At 67.0% G+C, this 15,002-nt stretch carries 14 protein-coding genes; 11 read left to right on the forward strand and 3 right to left on the reverse strand.

Annotated features, from left to right (window positions below; genetic code table 11):
* The first annotated feature begins 1 nt into the window (after window position 1).
* The 11 genes from Q7W51_03215 (at window position 2) to Q7W51_03265 (ending at window position 11,241) form a co-directional block, all read left to right on the forward strand.
* On the forward strand, window positions 2-1,819 hold the full coding sequence (locus Q7W51_03215; protein MDO8847384.1) for a diguanylate cyclase: 1,818 nt from the start codon (window positions 2-4) through the stop codon (window positions 1,817-1,819).
* Window positions 1,820-1,828: 9 nt separating this feature from the next.
* Complete coding sequence (gene amrS, locus Q7W51_03220; protein MDO8847385.1) at window positions 1,829-2,845, forward strand: AmmeMemoRadiSam system radical SAM enzyme; 1,017 nt, start codon at window positions 1,829-1,831, stop codon at window positions 2,843-2,845.
* A gap of 90 nt (window positions 2,846-2,935) precedes the next feature.
* Window positions 2,936-4,177, forward strand: coding sequence for a hypothetical protein (locus tag Q7W51_03225; protein MDO8847386.1), 1,242 nt, complete (start codon window positions 2,936-2,938; stop codon window positions 4,175-4,177).
* A gap of 10 nt (window positions 4,178-4,187) precedes the next feature.
* Window positions 4,188-4,961, forward strand: coding sequence for a sulfite exporter TauE/SafE family protein (locus tag Q7W51_03230; protein ID MDO8847387.1), 774 nt, complete (start codon window positions 4,188-4,190; stop codon window positions 4,959-4,961).
* On the forward strand, window positions 4,962-5,798 hold the full coding sequence (locus Q7W51_03235) for a GNAT family N-acetyltransferase (GenBank protein ID MDO8847388.1): 837 nt from the start codon (window positions 4,962-4,964) through the stop codon (window positions 5,796-5,798).
* Window positions 5,795-7,093 carry a histidine kinase gene (locus Q7W51_03240; protein MDO8847389.1) on the forward strand — a complete coding sequence of 433 codons (1,299 nt, stop codon included), beginning with the start codon at window positions 5,795-5,797 and terminating at the stop codon, window positions 7,091-7,093. Before Q7W51_03235 ends, Q7W51_03240 begins: the two co-directional genes overlap by 4 nt.
* 4 nt (window positions 7,094-7,097) lie before the next feature.
* On the forward strand, window positions 7,098-7,805 hold the full coding sequence (locus tag Q7W51_03245; protein ID MDO8847390.1) for a LytTR family DNA-binding domain-containing protein: 708 nt from the start codon (window positions 7,098-7,100) through the stop codon (window positions 7,803-7,805).
* 3 nt (window positions 7,806-7,808) lie between these two features.
* Window positions 7,809-8,267 (forward strand): metallophosphoesterase family protein, encoded by a 459-nt coding sequence (locus tag Q7W51_03250; GenBank protein MDO8847391.1) that lies wholly within the window; start codon window positions 7,809-7,811, stop codon window positions 8,265-8,267.
* Window positions 8,268-8,490: 223 nt separating this feature from the next.
* Window positions 8,491-8,985, forward strand: coding sequence for a universal stress protein (locus tag Q7W51_03255; protein MDO8847392.1), 495 nt, complete (start codon window positions 8,491-8,493; stop codon window positions 8,983-8,985).
* 43 nt (window positions 8,986-9,028) lie between these two features.
* Window positions 9,029-9,412 (forward strand): hypothetical protein, encoded by a 384-nt coding sequence (locus tag Q7W51_03260; protein MDO8847393.1) that lies wholly within the window; start codon window positions 9,029-9,031, stop codon window positions 9,410-9,412.
* A complete protein-coding gene (locus Q7W51_03265; protein ID MDO8847394.1) occupies window positions 9,409-11,241 on the forward strand; it encodes a cation acetate symporter in 1,833 nt (610 codons plus the stop codon). The genes Q7W51_03260 and Q7W51_03265 overlap by 4 nt, the downstream gene beginning before the upstream one ends.
* A gap of 94 nt (window positions 11,242-11,335) precedes the next feature.
* On the opposite strand, the gene Q7W51_03270 is transcribed toward Q7W51_03265, so the two are convergent.
* Genes Q7W51_03270 through hypE form a run of 3 tightly spaced genes read right to left on the reverse strand, consistent with a single transcriptional unit; the run spans window position 11,336 to window position 14,965 of the window.
* A complete protein-coding gene (locus Q7W51_03270; protein MDO8847395.1) occupies window positions 11,336-12,988 on the reverse strand; it encodes a hypothetical protein in 1,653 nt (550 codons plus the stop codon).
* A 9-nt stretch (window positions 12,989-12,997) separates the two neighbouring features.
* Window positions 12,998-13,948: a DMT family transporter gene (locus Q7W51_03275; GenBank protein ID MDO8847396.1), complete on the reverse strand. Its 951-nt coding sequence runs from the start codon at window positions 13,946-13,948 to the stop codon at window positions 12,998-13,000.
* Between the two features lie 6 nt (window positions 13,949-13,954).
* A complete protein-coding gene (gene hypE / locus Q7W51_03280) occupies window positions 13,955-14,965 on the reverse strand; it encodes a hydrogenase expression/formation protein HypE (GenBank protein MDO8847397.1) in 1,011 nt (336 codons plus the stop codon).
* Window positions 14,966-15,002: the final 37 nt, after the last annotated feature.

The raw sequence follows: 15,002 nt of genomic DNA on the forward strand, positions 1-15,002 counted from the left end.
GATGGGGAGCGTCGTGAAGCAGACCGCTTTGGAGACCGCGCCGCTGATCGATCACCTCAAGGACTCGTGCAACGAGTGCTGGGGGTGCGTTCGCGTGTGCCCGGTGAACGCGATCCGCGTGATCAGCGGCTGCTCCGAGGTCGTACACGAGAAGTGCGTCGCCTGTGGGCTGTGCGTGACCGAGTGTGGGCGCGGCGGTCACATCGTGAGGGACGACACGCCGCTCGTTGCCGAGCTGCTTCGCTCGCGGCGACCGGTGGTTGCACTGCTTGCGAGCGAGTTCATCGCTGCGCTTCACCCCATGGCCGTCGCGCAGGTGGAACGCGCGCTTGAGATGCTCGGCTTCCGGGCGGTCGAGACGACCCTTCTCGGCGAGGAGATCGTCGCCGAGGCGTACGAGCAGCTCCACCATCGCGACGACATGCTCATCAGCATGCGCTCGACCTGTCCGGTCGTGGTCGACTTCGTCCGCAAGTTCTACCCCGGCCTCGTGCCTGCCCTGGCGCCCATCGTCCCGCCGTACATCGCTCAGGCCCGGCTCATTCGCGCGCTCTACGACCCCGATACCGCAATCGTGTACGTGAGCCCGTGTTTCGCCCGCAAAGACGAGTTCCGGGATCCCGAGTTCGTCGGCGCAATCGATGCCGTCATCGACTTCCTCGAGCTGAAGCGGCTCATCGAGTCCACGAGCGACAACGACGTGTCGGGACATCAGGCTACGCTGGCCAGCCGCCCGAACGTCCTCAAGGAGATCTCACTCACCGACGGCTTTCCACGCCAGACGCTCGTCTCACGGGACCTTACCGATTCGACCGTGCACATCGTGCGGGGCCTCGACGAACTGGGCCGTCTGCTCCGCGCGCTCACGGCAGGCGAGGTGGGCCCGACGATCATCGACGCTCTCAACTGCGAGGGCTGCATCGACGGCCCCGCGGTGAACCCGGGCCTGTCGGTATTCGCGAAGCGCAACATCGAGACAGGCGCACGGCAGCACCCGGGGACAACACGGGTGAGCACGCGAGCGATCCTCGGCGTACTGCCGTCGGTGGAGACCGTCCGCTCGTTCGCGGCTGCTCCAATAGCGGTACACCGGCCGTCCGAGGAGCAGGTCGATGAGATCCTGGCGGCAGGCCGCCTCACGCGCGAGACGGCACCGGACTGCGGCGCCTGCGGCTGGGGTAGCTGCGTGGAACACGCCGCAGCGATCTTCAACGCCGAGTCTTCCTGGGATCTGTGCCTGCCGCTCCAGCGTGCGCTTTACGAGGAGCAGGGCACTGCGCTCGACGAGAACCGCACCGCCCTCGAGGCGGCACAGACGCTCGATCCGGGCACTGGTCTGTGGAACCGGCGAGCATTCTCCGACCGGCTCGACGTGGAGCTTGCACGGCACATTCGCTACAGCTCGCCGCTCGCCGTCGTGTTGATCGACATCGACGGATTCGCGGCAGTGAACGAGTTGCTCACGCGCGAGGGCGGCGATGCGGTCCTCGCCGCGATAGCCGAGCGGATCGCCGGATCGCTGCGCGCGACCGACTTCCCGGCACGCTGGGTCGGCGACCAGTTCGCGGTCATCCTGCCGGGGATTGGCAAGACGGCCGCCTTTGCCGTGGCCGAGAAGCTGCGGGCGTCGATCGGAGAGGGTGCCTTCACCGTACAGACGGGCGGGTATACAGGTGATGTGGGCGTGACCGCCTCGCTTGGCGTCGCGGCCGCCTCCGCCGCACTCAACGACGCACAAGAGCTGCTCGAGGCAGCCGACGTTGCGCTGCACGAGGCGATGAACGCCGGGAAGGACAGAGTGCATCTGGCGCCCGGCTAGGAGGTCATCATGCACGAGGCCTTGCTCTGGGAACCAGACGGCGACCGCGTCCACTGTCTCCTGTGTCCGAACGACTGTCGGATCGCCGACGGCGCGCGTGGGACGTGCGGCGTCCGGGAGAACCGCGGCGGCGTCCTCCAGGCACTCACCTACGGGCTCGTGTCCTCGGTGGCGGTCGATCCGATCGAGAAGAAGCCGGTCTTCCACTTCCGCCCCGGCACGCGTGCGCTCTCGATCGGTAGCGTCGGCTGCTCCATGCGCTGCGGTCACTGCCAGAACTGGCAGATCAGCCGCGCGCGTCCCGGCGAGGAGACGCGACTCGACCGGCTGCCCGCCGGGGAAGTGGTGGCGCTGGCCGACGAGCACGGGTGCGAAGGGGTGGCGTTCACCTACAACGAGCCGGTCATCTGGATCGAGTACGTGCTCGATGTCGCGCGCGCGTGCAAGGAGGCCGGACTGTACACCGTGATGGTGACCAACGGCTACATCACCTCGGCCGGACTCGACCTCATCGGCGAGCACATCGACGTCTGGCGCGTGGACGTGAAGGGGTTCAGTGATGGGGTCTACCGCGAGCTGTGCAAGGTGCGGTCGGTCGCTCCGGTGCTGGAGGCCGCCGAACGGGCGCAGACGCGCTGGGGGATGCACGTGGAGGTCGTCACGAACGTGATCCCGACGCTCAACGACGACGACGAGACGCTGACCGGCATCGCGCACTGGATTCGGGACACGCTCGGTCCGGACACGCCGTGGCACATCACGCGCTTCTTCCCGTACCTCGAGCTCGATCACCTGTCGCCTACGCCGGTAGCGACGCTCGAGCGGGCGCGGCGTATCGGTCTCGAGTCCGGTCTCCACTTCGTCTTCCTCGGCAACGTTTCGGTGCCCGGCGGCGAGGACACCGTCTGCCCGAAGTGCGGTGAGGTCGCGATTGCGCGGACGGGATACACGATCACGGCGCGCGCGGTTCGCGACGGGGCGTGTTCGCGCTGCGGGACTCCGCTCGGCGTGAAAGGGTCCGGGTGAGTCGCGCCAACCAGGTGAACCCACGAACGGCTAGAATACTACACACGTCTATCCGGCCCTCCGGGCCAGCGCATACGTGAAGGGACGTCCGTGCAACCTACCGTCGTGATCCCTACCTTCTGGACAAGACGCCGAAGCCGCGGCTTCGAGCGGTCGAGCGTCCGTTTCGACCACCCCACTCCGCTCGGCGAGACCGGCACGCTGCCCGACTGCCTTCGCTCGCTCGAGGCCGTTCAGGGACTGGGTCGCGTCGTCGTCATCGTCGCGGTCACCGATGCTGCGATCGAACATGCGGCCGAAGACCGCGTGCTCGAGATCCTCGCGGACTTCCCGGGCATCGATGCGCTGGTATGCGGCCCGGCCGAGATCGGCTCGCTGCATCGCCGAATGGAGCAGCTGGAGTTTGCGGATCTCATAGATGGCGTGAGCCTGTCGGGGTACGGCGGCGTGCGCAATGTGGGTCTCGTGCTGGGTTCGGTGCTCGGTAGCGAGACCGTCGTGTTCCTCGACGACGATCAGGTGATCACGGACCCGTCGTTCCTCGCCCGGGCGGTTCAGGGCATCGGCCAGCGCGACGGGCAGGGCCGCACGGTGCTCGCGAAGAGCGGCTTTTACGTCGACGATGCCGGGGCGTATGCGCTGGCGGGTGAGACGCCCTGGTCCGATACGTTCTGGCGTCAGCGCGAGCTCTACAACAGGGCCATGGCGCAGGCGATGAAGCCGCCGCGGATCAAGCCCACCGCGCTGGCCTTCGGCGGGTGCCTGACGCTGCACCGGGACATGTACTGCAACGTCTCGTTCGACCCGTGGGCGGTGCGCGGTGAGGACATAGACTACGTGATCAACGCGCGCATGCACGGCGGCGACGTGTTCCTCGACTCAGAGTGGTCGATCATCCATCGGCCGCCCGCGCAGGCGAGCCAGGCGGCCCGCTTCCGGGACGACGTCTACCGGTTCGTCTACACGCACAGGAAGCTCGAGTTCTCCAAGTCGCAGGTCGACCTGCGACAGGTGACCGCCGAGTCGCTCATGCCCTATCCGGGGCACCTCGTCGACTCTTCGGTGAACTGGCGGTCGCGGATCACCGCCTTGCTACGATCGTTCTCGGGCAAGGAGCGGGGTGCGTACCTGACGATCGGCCGAAAGGCCGTTCCCGAGGCGCAGCACTACGCGCGCGAGAACTGCGAGCGGTACTTCGCGTTCCAGCGCCGGTGGCCGATGCTGACCGACCGCGTATGGAACGATGTCGCGCTGAAGTCGCTGTTCACGGGCGAGCGGCGCGTGGACCGCGGGGCGCTCACGGGCCGCTTCCCGGTCATACAGGCCGACTGAGGCGATGCCCATGGAGGGACCGCTCACCGTGGCCATCGGCCTCGTGGCAGGGGTCCTCTCGGGGATGTTCGGTATCGGTGGCGCGCTTGTCACCACGCCCGCCATCCGATTGCTGCTGGGCCGCCCCGAGCTCATCGCGGTGGGAACGCCTCTGCCTGTCATCATCCCAACGGCCGTGGCCGGCGCGCTTGTCTACGCGCGGCGGGGCCTGATCGACACGCGCACCGGCTTCGCCGTCGGTGCGATCGGCGGCGCCTTCGCGGTGCTCGGTGCGCGCGCTACCACGCTCGTCGGCGGAGATGTGGTGCTCGTTGTCACGGCAGCGCTTATCTGTTGGACCGCGATCGACATGCTGTACCTGGCGTTTCGGTCCGCGCGGCCCGAGCACGAACGCGTCTCTCATGCCGAGCGGACGCGGTCGTGGTGGTGGCTGGGCGGTCTTGGCGCGATAGCGGGGCTGTACTCGGGCTTCCTCGGCCTCGGCGGCGGGTTCATCGTGGTCCCGGCCCTGATCCGCTTCTTCGGCTTCCCGCCGAAACGGGCGGTGGCCACGAGCCTCGTGGTTGTAAGCGTGCTTGCCATACCGGGCACCATCACGCACTACCTGCTCGGCAATGTGGACGTCGGCCTCGCATTGCTGCTTGCTGCGGGCGTTGTTCCTGGCGCGCTGCTGGGAGCGCGGATCACGTCCATAGCGAGCGAGCGGCCGGTGCAGGTGGGCTTCGCCATCGTGCTGCTCGCCGTCGGGGCAGTACTCGCGGCTACCGAGCTTGGGATCGTCTGAATGGCCGCTCAGCGCTTCCGCCCCGCCACTTCCGCCGAGATCGGCCGCCTTGCGCGCACGCTAACGGCCACACGCGTCTTCGGCGACGCGCTGGAACTGCAGGCGGTCTCAGGCGCGGAGTCCTGGAGGGTGCAGGTCAGCAGCAAGGGTGATGTCGTGGTGCTGGGCCGCTGGCGGGACCACCTGCCGTACCTCTCGATCGAGGCGCTCTGGTGTCCAGTGAGTCGTTCGGAAATGGCGCTGGCCGAGATCCGCCGGATCGCCACGGAGCAGGGAATGAACGACGTCATCAGCCCGCCCACGCCTGTGGAAGACATGCACTTCTACGAGTCGGCCGGCATGCGCATCCATACGCTCGTGTCCGCATACCGGCTGGTACGGTCGGCCGATGCTCCCGCCACGGACCCGCCTCAAGAGGTGAGTCTTCGAGTCGCCGGAGCGCAGGATCTGCCGGCCCTGCTCGATCTGGACGCGCGCTGCTTCGATGCGTTCTGGCGCTACGACCTCAGGCACCTCGAGCGTTTCCTGGCCTCGGCCAGGCTGGCCCTCGCCGAGCGTGGCGGTGAGGTCGTCGGCTATACTCTGTGCACGTTGAGCGGTGGCGAGGGGCTTCTCGGCAGACTGTGTGTCGCGCCCGAGTGGCGGCGGCGCGGAATCGGCTCCGCGCTCGTGCGTGACGCGGTCGGGCATGTGTGGGAGCAGGGCGGACGCAACGTGACGCTCTCAACGCAGATCGACAACGCGGCGTCGCAGGAGCTGTATCGCCGAGAGCGCTTCAGGGACACAGGCCGCAGCTACGCCTTCCTGAGATTCGGGACCGACGAGAGGGTGAGGTGAGGGCGATCTCAACCATGCGTTCGTGGGTGGTCGACGCCACGCTGCTCATCGCGACCTCCATCATCGCGATCGTCGTCGGGATGGGGCTCATCATCTCGCTGCCCCGCACGGTCTTCGTAGTGGCGATCGGAGGCCTGGCGCTGGTGGCCGTGGGGACCGCGGTGGCGCGGGTCGCTACCCGCCCCGACCACCTGCGGGCGATGCAGTCGCACCAGATCCTTGAGATCGCTGACCGGTCGCTGGCGTATCTGAGGCGCGGCCTGGATCCCGAAACAGCCCAGGAGGTTTGCCGGCTCGCGCTCGAGGAGAGCGAGGCCGCAGCGGTGGCCATCACCGATACCGAGCAGGTGCTGGGCTTTGCGGGGATCGGGGAGGACCACCATGCCGTGGGCCGTCCGATCATGACGCGGGCAACGCGCGAGTCCATCGAGATGAACGAGCACCGCATCCTCGGCTCGAAGGAGGAGATCGGTTGCCCGAAGCGCGACTGCATGCTGCGTGCCGCAATCGTGGTTCCGCTCGAGATACGCGGCGGGGCCGTGGGTACCCTCAAGTTCTACTACACAACGCCGCGCCTTCTGAACGAGACCCAGGTGACGATGGTGGAGGGGTTGGCGGGCCTGCTCTCCACACAGCTCGAGCTCTCGGAGCTCGAACGCCAGACGGCACTCGCGTGCCGGATGGAGCTCAAGGCGCTGCAGGCGCAGATCAACCCGCACTTCCTGTTCAACACGATCAATACGATCGCGATGCTCATCCGAACCGACCCCGGCACGGCGCGCGAGCTGCTGCGCGAGTTCGCGTCGTTTTACCGTCGTACGCTCGAAGACAACGAGGGTCTGATACCGCTGCGACAGGAGCTCGAGTACGCCCTCACATACCTCCGCTTCGAGCAGGCGCGATTCGGCGACCGCCTGATCGTTGCCGAGGAGTTCGAGGCGGGCGTCCTGGACGTGTCGGTTCCCGCGTTCATCCTCCAGCCGCTCGTTGAGAACTGCGTGCAGCATGGGGTGTGTCCCGATCGCCCGCTCACCATCAAGCTCACCGGCTCCCGCGAGGGCCGGGTCATCCGGGTGCACGTTACAGACGACGGGTCGGGAATCGGCGAAGCCGAGCTGCCGCGCGTGCTTGAGGCCGGATTCGGCAAGGGGCTAGGCATCGCGCTCAAGAACGTGGACGATAGACTGAAGGGGCACTTCGGGCCCGGAAGTGGGCTTGCGGTGGACAGCGTCGAGGGCCAGGGGACGACCGTGACCGTGTCGATCGTCGTACCCCTGGAGGAGGTGAGCGAGTAGAGCGATGCTTAAAGCACTGCTCGTAGACGATGAGGTGCCCGCTCGCTCCGAGCTGCGTTTCCTGCTGGGCGAAGCAGGCGGAGTCGAGGTCGTCGGTGAAGCGGGGAGCGCGAGTGAGGCGCTTCAGCTCATCAAGGCGATCCCGTACGATGTCGTATTTCTCGATGTGAACATGCCGGGGCTCTCGGGAATCGAGCTTGCCGAGACACTCACCGGGCTCGCCCATCCGCCAGCGATCGTGTTCGTGACGGCGCACAGCGAGCATGCCGTACAGGCGTTCGAAGTGGCCGCGGTGGACTATCTCGTGAAGCCGGTCGAGATCCGCAGACTACGGATGGCTATCGATCGGTTGGTGCCGGCCACAGAGACGCCGGCGCGCCTCGAGCGGCTTCCCGTGGAACGCGGAGGCCGCAAGCTGCTTCTCCAGGTAGCCGACATCTGCCACATCATGGCGAAGGACGATTACAGCTACATATACACGGACGGTGAGCGTTACCTCTCAACGCTCTCGCTCGCCGATCTGGAGCAGAAGCTCGAGCCGCAGGGCTTCTTCCGGGTGCATCGTCGCTACCTGGTCAACCTCGCGCAGGTCAAAGAGGTTGCGCCGATGTATGGCGGCACGATGGAGCTCACACTCAAGGATGCTTCCGAGACCCGCATACCTGTCTCCCGCAGGCGCGCCCCGGCACTCAAGCGGTTCCTGGGGCTGTGAGCGATGAAGCTCGGCGCGGTATCTGATACCCACGGGACTCTCCCGGAATCTGCCGCTTCGGTGCTTGCGGGCGTGGATCGCATCGTCCACGCGGGGGACATCGGCAGTCAGCGCGTCCTCGATGACCTTGAGTCGATCGCACCGGTGATCGCGGTGCACGGGAACATGGACACCGGACAGCTCGAGTGGCGTCTTCTGGACACCGCCGTCCTGCGCATGAACGACCATCGCATCCTCGTTGCCCACAAGGCGAGCGACGTGATCGCCTCGGGCATTCCTGAGGGCGTCTCGGTGATCGTGAGCGGGCACACGCATCGCCCCGCCATCGAGCAGGTCGGAGACGTGCTGTTCGTCAACCCGGGCAGCGCGGGCGGCAAGAACCGCGACGGTCGTGGCGCCACTGCCGCGATCATCGACCTCGCCGTCTCCCCGCCATCGGCGCAGATCGTCGATCTGCCGTAGACACTCCCCACGCTCCAGAACGGCGGTAAGCGGTACTTCCGCGCGGTGAGCGGCGGGTACGCCGTTCTCCGACGGTGAGGCAGCCGTCTGCCGGCGCATTCCGCCCTTCCGCCGAGGCTTCGCCACCGCAGGCGGCAGGTTCGTTCCGCACGTCCCCTCATGCTCGTAGCCTTGTGGTGCGGGCGTGCGCACGCCGCCCGACAGTCGCTGGGAGGTGGAACGCATGGAGGTCTGCATCAAAGGCTCAGCCGAGTCAGTGAAGCTCGGCGATATCGATGAGGTTTGCGTCGAGATCGGTCGCATCCTGCTGCCGACGGATGGCTCCGAGCCTTCGGTCGCGGCCACGGAGTACGCAGTGGCCCTCGCCAAGACGTTTGGCGCGACGGTGAAGGCCATTTACGTCGACACGGGGCTTGAGGCGCTCGAGTACCCCGAAGAGGTCATGACGGAGGACGTCTACGAGGGCGTTCATCCGTCGATCAAGGGACTCGCCCTCGCGTACACGCTCTGTGAGCGCAACGGAGTCGAGTGCGAGGTCGAGATCGTTCAGGGCGGCGTGGCCAAGCGCATCGTCGCGACGGCCGAGGACTGGAAGGCCGACATGATCGTCATCGGCGACACCGGCCGCACCGGCCTCAAGCGCATCGCGCTCGGCAGCGTGGCCGAGACGGTCGTGAAGGGCTCGCCTATTCCCGTGTTCGTTGTGAAGTCCGACTGACCGCCGGAGACCCGGCTCGCTCAAGACAAGAGGAGGTGCACACATGCCAGACTCGAAACTGCACGTCATCTCGACGGTCTCCGGTGATTCGCAGCATATCCGGCACGGCGACCACACGGACACCATCGAGAGCGTCGACATCGTGTTCCGCGCCCAGCGCAAGCTGAGCTTCACGTACGGTGCGATCTTCTTCGCTGTGACGCTCGCTATCCCCGCCGCTTCGGTGTGGTGGGAGGGCTGGTACGCGGTGCCGATCTGGGGCGGTTTCACCGCCAACTACCTGGTCGTTTCACTGCTTTACTACATCTTCTTGTGGACCATGGCCTGGACCTACTCCAAGCAGGCCGACAAGCTCGATGAGCAACTCATGGACATGGCCACAGCGATCACGGCCACTGAGACTGCGAAGGAGGTGGAAGCCGAATGAACACGATAGCCATCGTTCTCGTCATCGCTCTGATCGTCTTCACGATCTCGCTCTCGATCTTTAGCCGCCGCTTCACGCGCACCACTGCCGACTTCTACCTGGCAGGCCGCAAGGTCGGGTCCTTCTCGAACGCCTCGGCGATCTCTGGCGACTACCTCTCCGCCGCCTCCTTCCTGGGAGTCGCGGGAGCGGTGTACGCATCCGGACTCGATGGCGTGTGGTACGCTGCGGGCTTCGCCGGCGGCTTCATGGTCGTGGTGCTCTTCATCGCCTCGGCGCTCAGGCGCTTCGGCGAGTACACCGTGGCCGACTTCGCGTTCGGGCGCTTCGGCTCGAACCGCATCCGGCTGATCACCGTCATCGCGGTGTTGCTCACGTCGCTCTTCTACATGGCGCCGCAGATGTTCGGCGCCGGGACCACGTGGCAGGTGCTGGTGGGCAAGGGCGCATTCGGCATGGACCCGTACACCACAGGCGTTGTCGTCGTCGCCGGCATCATCGCTTTCTACGTGGCGGTCGGCGGTATGAAGGGCACGACGCTGAACCAGATCTTCCAGTTCTGGTGGCTCGCGTTCGCGATGACCATGGTCGTCATCTTCTCGTTCGGCAACGGCTTCAGCTACCCGCAGGCGCTTGCCGATGCATCCGAGAGCCCGATCGTGAACACCAAGCAGATGACCGTCGCTGAGCTCACGACTGAGAATCCTGCGACGGGCAAGACCCCGTACGACTCAGCCGCAAGCCTCATGACCGAGGAGGAGCTCGCGAAGGTCGATGAGTTCATCGCCAGCGATGCCGAAGGCAAGATCCCGGTAGCGCTGCCTTCCGCAAACAAGCTACACGAGCTGCGTGACCAGCTCTTCTCCGAGCCCGGTCATCGCTACAACACGTTCGACCAGTTCTCGATGGTGCTCGCACTCGTGTTGGGCACGGCCGGACTGCCGCACATCCTGAACCGGTACTACACCAACCCGTCCGGTTCGGCAGCCCGTCGCTCCACCTTCTGGGTGCTCGTGTTCATCGGGACGTTCTACATCTTCGCGCCGATCGCCGGTCTCGCCGGACTTGGCTTCATCAAAGAGTACCTCGCGGGCGGCGGCACCCTCAATGCAGCCACCGTGCACGGTCTGCTGGTCAAGCCCGACCAGGTCATGCCGACCCTCGCGGAGATCCTCGGCGGCCAGTGGCTGATGGGCATCGTGTCCGCCGGAGCGTTCGCGGCCATGTTCTCGACGGTGGGCGGTCTGCTCATCGCAGCGGCGTCGGCCATCGGCCATGACGTGTACGAGAAGTACGTCGATCCCAACGCCACTGAGGCCAAGCGCGTGGCCGTGGGCAAGATCGCGGTGCTGGCGTTCGCTGCCCTCGCACTGTTCATCGGTCTAGCCATCCCCAAGTACGGTCTGGACCAGGCATACCCGGCGCTCATCGCCATGATGGTGACCTGGGCGTTCTCGGTCGGCGCCTCGGCCTTCGTGCCGATGCTGCTCACCGGCATCTGGTGGAAGGGTACGACCGAGAGGGGCGCGACCGCAGGTATGCTCGTTGGCCTGATCAGCGCCATTTCGATCATCTTCCTGAACATCTTCCAGCAGCTTGGGACGGTCGGAAAGGAAGGCATCCTCGGGTTCTTCGGGGCGCTCACCTTCCCGGTGCTCTTCACGTTCCCGCTGGGCCTGCTCACCATCATCATCGTGAGCAAGATCGACGGGCAGCTTCCCAAGAACGTGGATCAGATCTGGATGCGGATCCACGGAACGGCGAGCGAACGTCACGAGAAGCAGCACGGTCTCGACAAGGTCGGCAGCATGTTCACAAAGGGCAAGTAGGCGTCTCGGGTCCCACCCCCCAGTAGGGACCCAGAGCGCGGCGCGCCGGCTCCACCGAGAGGTGGGGCCGGCGCTGTCGTTTCGGCGGGAGGGCTCAGCCTGCAGCGGCGATGATGTCCGCCGCGAGCTCACCGATGTCCTGAGCGCTCGTCGACGGCAAATCGACGCGCAGGATGCGGCGGTCGTGGCGGGCGAGTGTAACGAGATCGCCCTCGGCCTGCGCGCGGTGCAGCGCGGCGAGTGTGAAGCGCTTGCCGGGGATCTCGATGTCCTCGCGATCGCGCGCGGTCACCAGCACGAAGACGCCGGTGTTCGGGCCGCCCTTGTGCAGCTGACCGGTGGAGTGCAGGTAGCGCGGACCGAGTTCGAGGCAGACCGCGCGCCCGGTCGTGCGCGAAAGGTGGGCGCACGCTGCCCGGAGCGGTGCGAGCCGCATTTCGTCCTCGGGCGCGTAGACGAGCAGGGCGAGGTAGTCGCCCTCGCGCGTGGCATCGATGGCAGTACGGAGCACCCCCACGCGGTCTGCGGGGAGCGGCTCGGGCGCAGCGAGCGCCCCGGCGAACGTGATCCACGTGCCGCTGAGATCGGCGACCGCGGCGGGCACGGAGGCGGCTCCGCCCTCAAGGATCTCCGTGGTCGCCTTCTTCGCCTCGGTCACCGCTGGCTCGTCGAACGGGTTGACGCCGAGCAGCACGCCTGCGAACGCCGTCGCGAACTCCCAGCGCACGAACTCGGCCGCCACGTCGAAGACATCGGTGACGGTGAGCTCGAAGACCGGGTGGTCGGCGGCCACGTTCCGTGACCAGTCGGCGAGCGTCGTGTCGTCGCTAAAGCGGATGACCACGACCGCGCGGTCGGGACCGTAGCCCGAGGGCGTGGAAGGCTCGGTCTCGATCACCGGGACGACGCCCTTGCCGTCCTTGCCGAGCGACTCGGCCACCAGCTGCTCGATCCACAGGCCGAATGGCCGGAAGCGCTCACCGGTCACGAGCGTCAGCTTGTCCGCGCCGGCCTCCCAGGAGTCAGCGATCCAGCTGGCGAGCAGGGCCGCAGGATTCTCGGCCACCGGCGCGGCGCACGCACGCTCCATCGCCTCCGCGCGACTGATGAGGGTCGGCACGTGGACGCCGATGAGCGCGGCGGGTGCGAGCCCGAACATCGACAGCGCCGAGTAGCGACCGCCGACGGTGGCCGGACCCGTGAGCGCCGTGCGCATGAGCTCGCGCTCGCGCAGCTTCTCGAGTGGGGAGCCCGGATCGGTGATGACGATGCAACGCCGGCCTGCCTCGCGGCGGTTCATGCCTTCGGCGGTGAGCCATGCGTGCACGATCGCGTAGAGCGACAGCGGCTCGATCGTCGAGCCCGACTTGCTCGCGATGAGCACGTAGGTGTGCTCCCGGTCGAGCGTTGCGAGCAGCTCGGTGATCTGAACCGGGGAGGTGGTGTCCAGCACATGGAGCCTGGGAAAGCCGTCCGCCTCGCCGATGATGCGGGCCATCACGAGCGGTGCAAGCGACGAGCCGCCCATGCCGAGCAGCAGCAGATCGGTGGCACCCTCGGAACTGAGAGCCTTGGCCAGACCATCGAGCAGCGGCAGACGTCCCGGCGCCTTCTCGGCGAGGTCGGTCCAGCCGAGGCGCTGCATGATGGGAATCCGCAGATCGATGTCGTCACTGAACAGCGACGCGTCGCGCGAGCGCAACCGCGCAACCGCGTCCAACGTCTCAAGCCGCTCGAGCGAACCCATGGCGCCTCCTCATGCGTTTCCGGTCTCGAGCACCGCGTCGGGCGCCTCGATTCCGGGCATCGGTTCCATTCTAGCCACCAGCACGCCTCCGAGCACCACGAGTGTGCCGCCGATGAGCGTTGCCGCGGTCAGTGGCTCGCTGAGGAAGAGCGCAGCGAAGATCACCGCGCTCACCGGTTCGGCGTACATCAGGATGCCGGCGTGGTCGGCGCGGACGCGACGGAGTCCCGAGAGGAAGACGAACCCCGTGAGCGCGGTGTGGACGACGCCGAGCGTTGCGAGCGCCGCATACGCGCCTGCGGACGTAGGTGCGCCGCCGTGGGTGTAGGACCAGATCACGAGCGGCAGCAACACGATCGAGGCCACGCCATACTCGCCGAGCATGAGCGCGCCGCTCGAGATGTCGCGGATGATCTTCTTCGAGCGCAACAGCAGTGCGGCGTAGGTGAGGGCCGAGGCCGCGGCGAGTCCGGCGCCGAGCGCCTGTCGTCCGCCGCCGAGTGCGAGGCCGTGCTGCGCGAGGATTATCACGATGCCGCCGAGCGCGAGGCCGAGCGGCAGCACGATCCGGCGGTCGAACCGCTCGCCGACAACCAGCGGCGTGAGCGCTGCGACGAACACGGGGCCCGTGTAGCCGAGCAGTTCGGCGGTGGCCACCTCGGTGAGGTCGAGCGCGGTGAGGAACAGCAGCCAGTTCACCATGAGGAGCAGGCCTTGCGTGATGACCTGCCACCACTTGCGCCTGTCGAGCGAGGCGACCTCTCGCCAGCCACCGGTCGCGAGCATCCAGATGCCGATCACGATCGTGGCAAAGAAGACGCGGTAGAAGACCTTCACCCACGGGTCGCCGTCGGCAGCGCGCAGCACGAGCGGGATGGTGCCCCACACGATGCCGGTGAGCGCCACTCTGATCAGGCCGGAGACCCGCTCGCCGGAGGTCGCTGCGACGTCGTGCGGCATGGCGTGCTAGCAGATCCGGGGCAGCTGCTCGCCCACGAGCATGTCCATGATGCGTGTTGCGCCGAAGGCGGTGCGCACGTACACCTTGCCTGCAGGCCCCTCGGCGACCGTGCCGATGACGACGGCCTCGGCGCCGTACGGCGCGGCCTTCATCGCCCCAAGCGCCGCCTCGGCCTCATCTGCCGGTACGACGGCGACCATCTTGCCCTCGTTCGCCACCTGGAAGACGTCGTAGCCGAGCATCTCGCACGCGCCGCGCACCTGGTCGTTCACCGGCACGCTGAGCTCCTCGACGGTGATCGACACGCCGGATGCGCTCGCGAGCTCGTTAAGCGTGCTGGCGAGCCCGCCGCGCGTGGGGTCGCGGAAGCACCGCACGTCAGGCGCGGCGGCGAGCACCGCGGCGACGAGCGCGGAGAGGGGTGCGGCGTCGGTACGGATGTCGGTCGAGAACGACAGTCCCTCGCGGGTGGAGATGACCGCGATGCCGTGGTCGCCGAGCGTGCCGGAGAGCAGCACCACGTCGCCAGCCTTGCAGTGCGACCCGGACAGATCGAGCCCGTCGGGCAGTACGCCCACGCCAGCGGTGTTGATGTACACGCCGTCGCCGTGTCCGCGTTCCACGACCTTGGTGTCTCCGGTGACGATGCGCACGCCCGCCTCGGCGGCCGCGTCGTGCATCGAGACGATGATGCGCTTGAGCTCCTCGACCGGCATGCCCTCCTCGAGCACGAAGCCGACCGAGATGTAGAGCGGCGTGGCGCCCGAGGTGGCGACGTCGTTCACGGTACCGCAGATCGCGAGACGGCCGATGTCGCCGCCGGGGAAGAAGAGCGGGTGCACCACGTAGGTGTCGGTGGAAAACGCGAGTCGCGCTCCCGGGAAGGGGAGCGAGGCCGCATCGTCCATCCGCAGCAGCACCTCGTCGCCAAACTCGGCCACGAACAGCTCCTCGATGAGTTCCTTCATCATCGTGCCGCCGCTGCCATGAGCGAGCAGGATGCGGTCAGCGCGCATAGGTCGGACCTCCGTCATCCGTGGGGCGGTGCCGTGG

This window comes from Coriobacteriia bacterium (genome assembly GCA_030652115.1).
In the GTDB taxonomy this organism is placed as follows: domain Bacteria; phylum Actinomycetota; class Coriobacteriia; order Anaerosomatales; family Anaerosomataceae; genus UBA6100.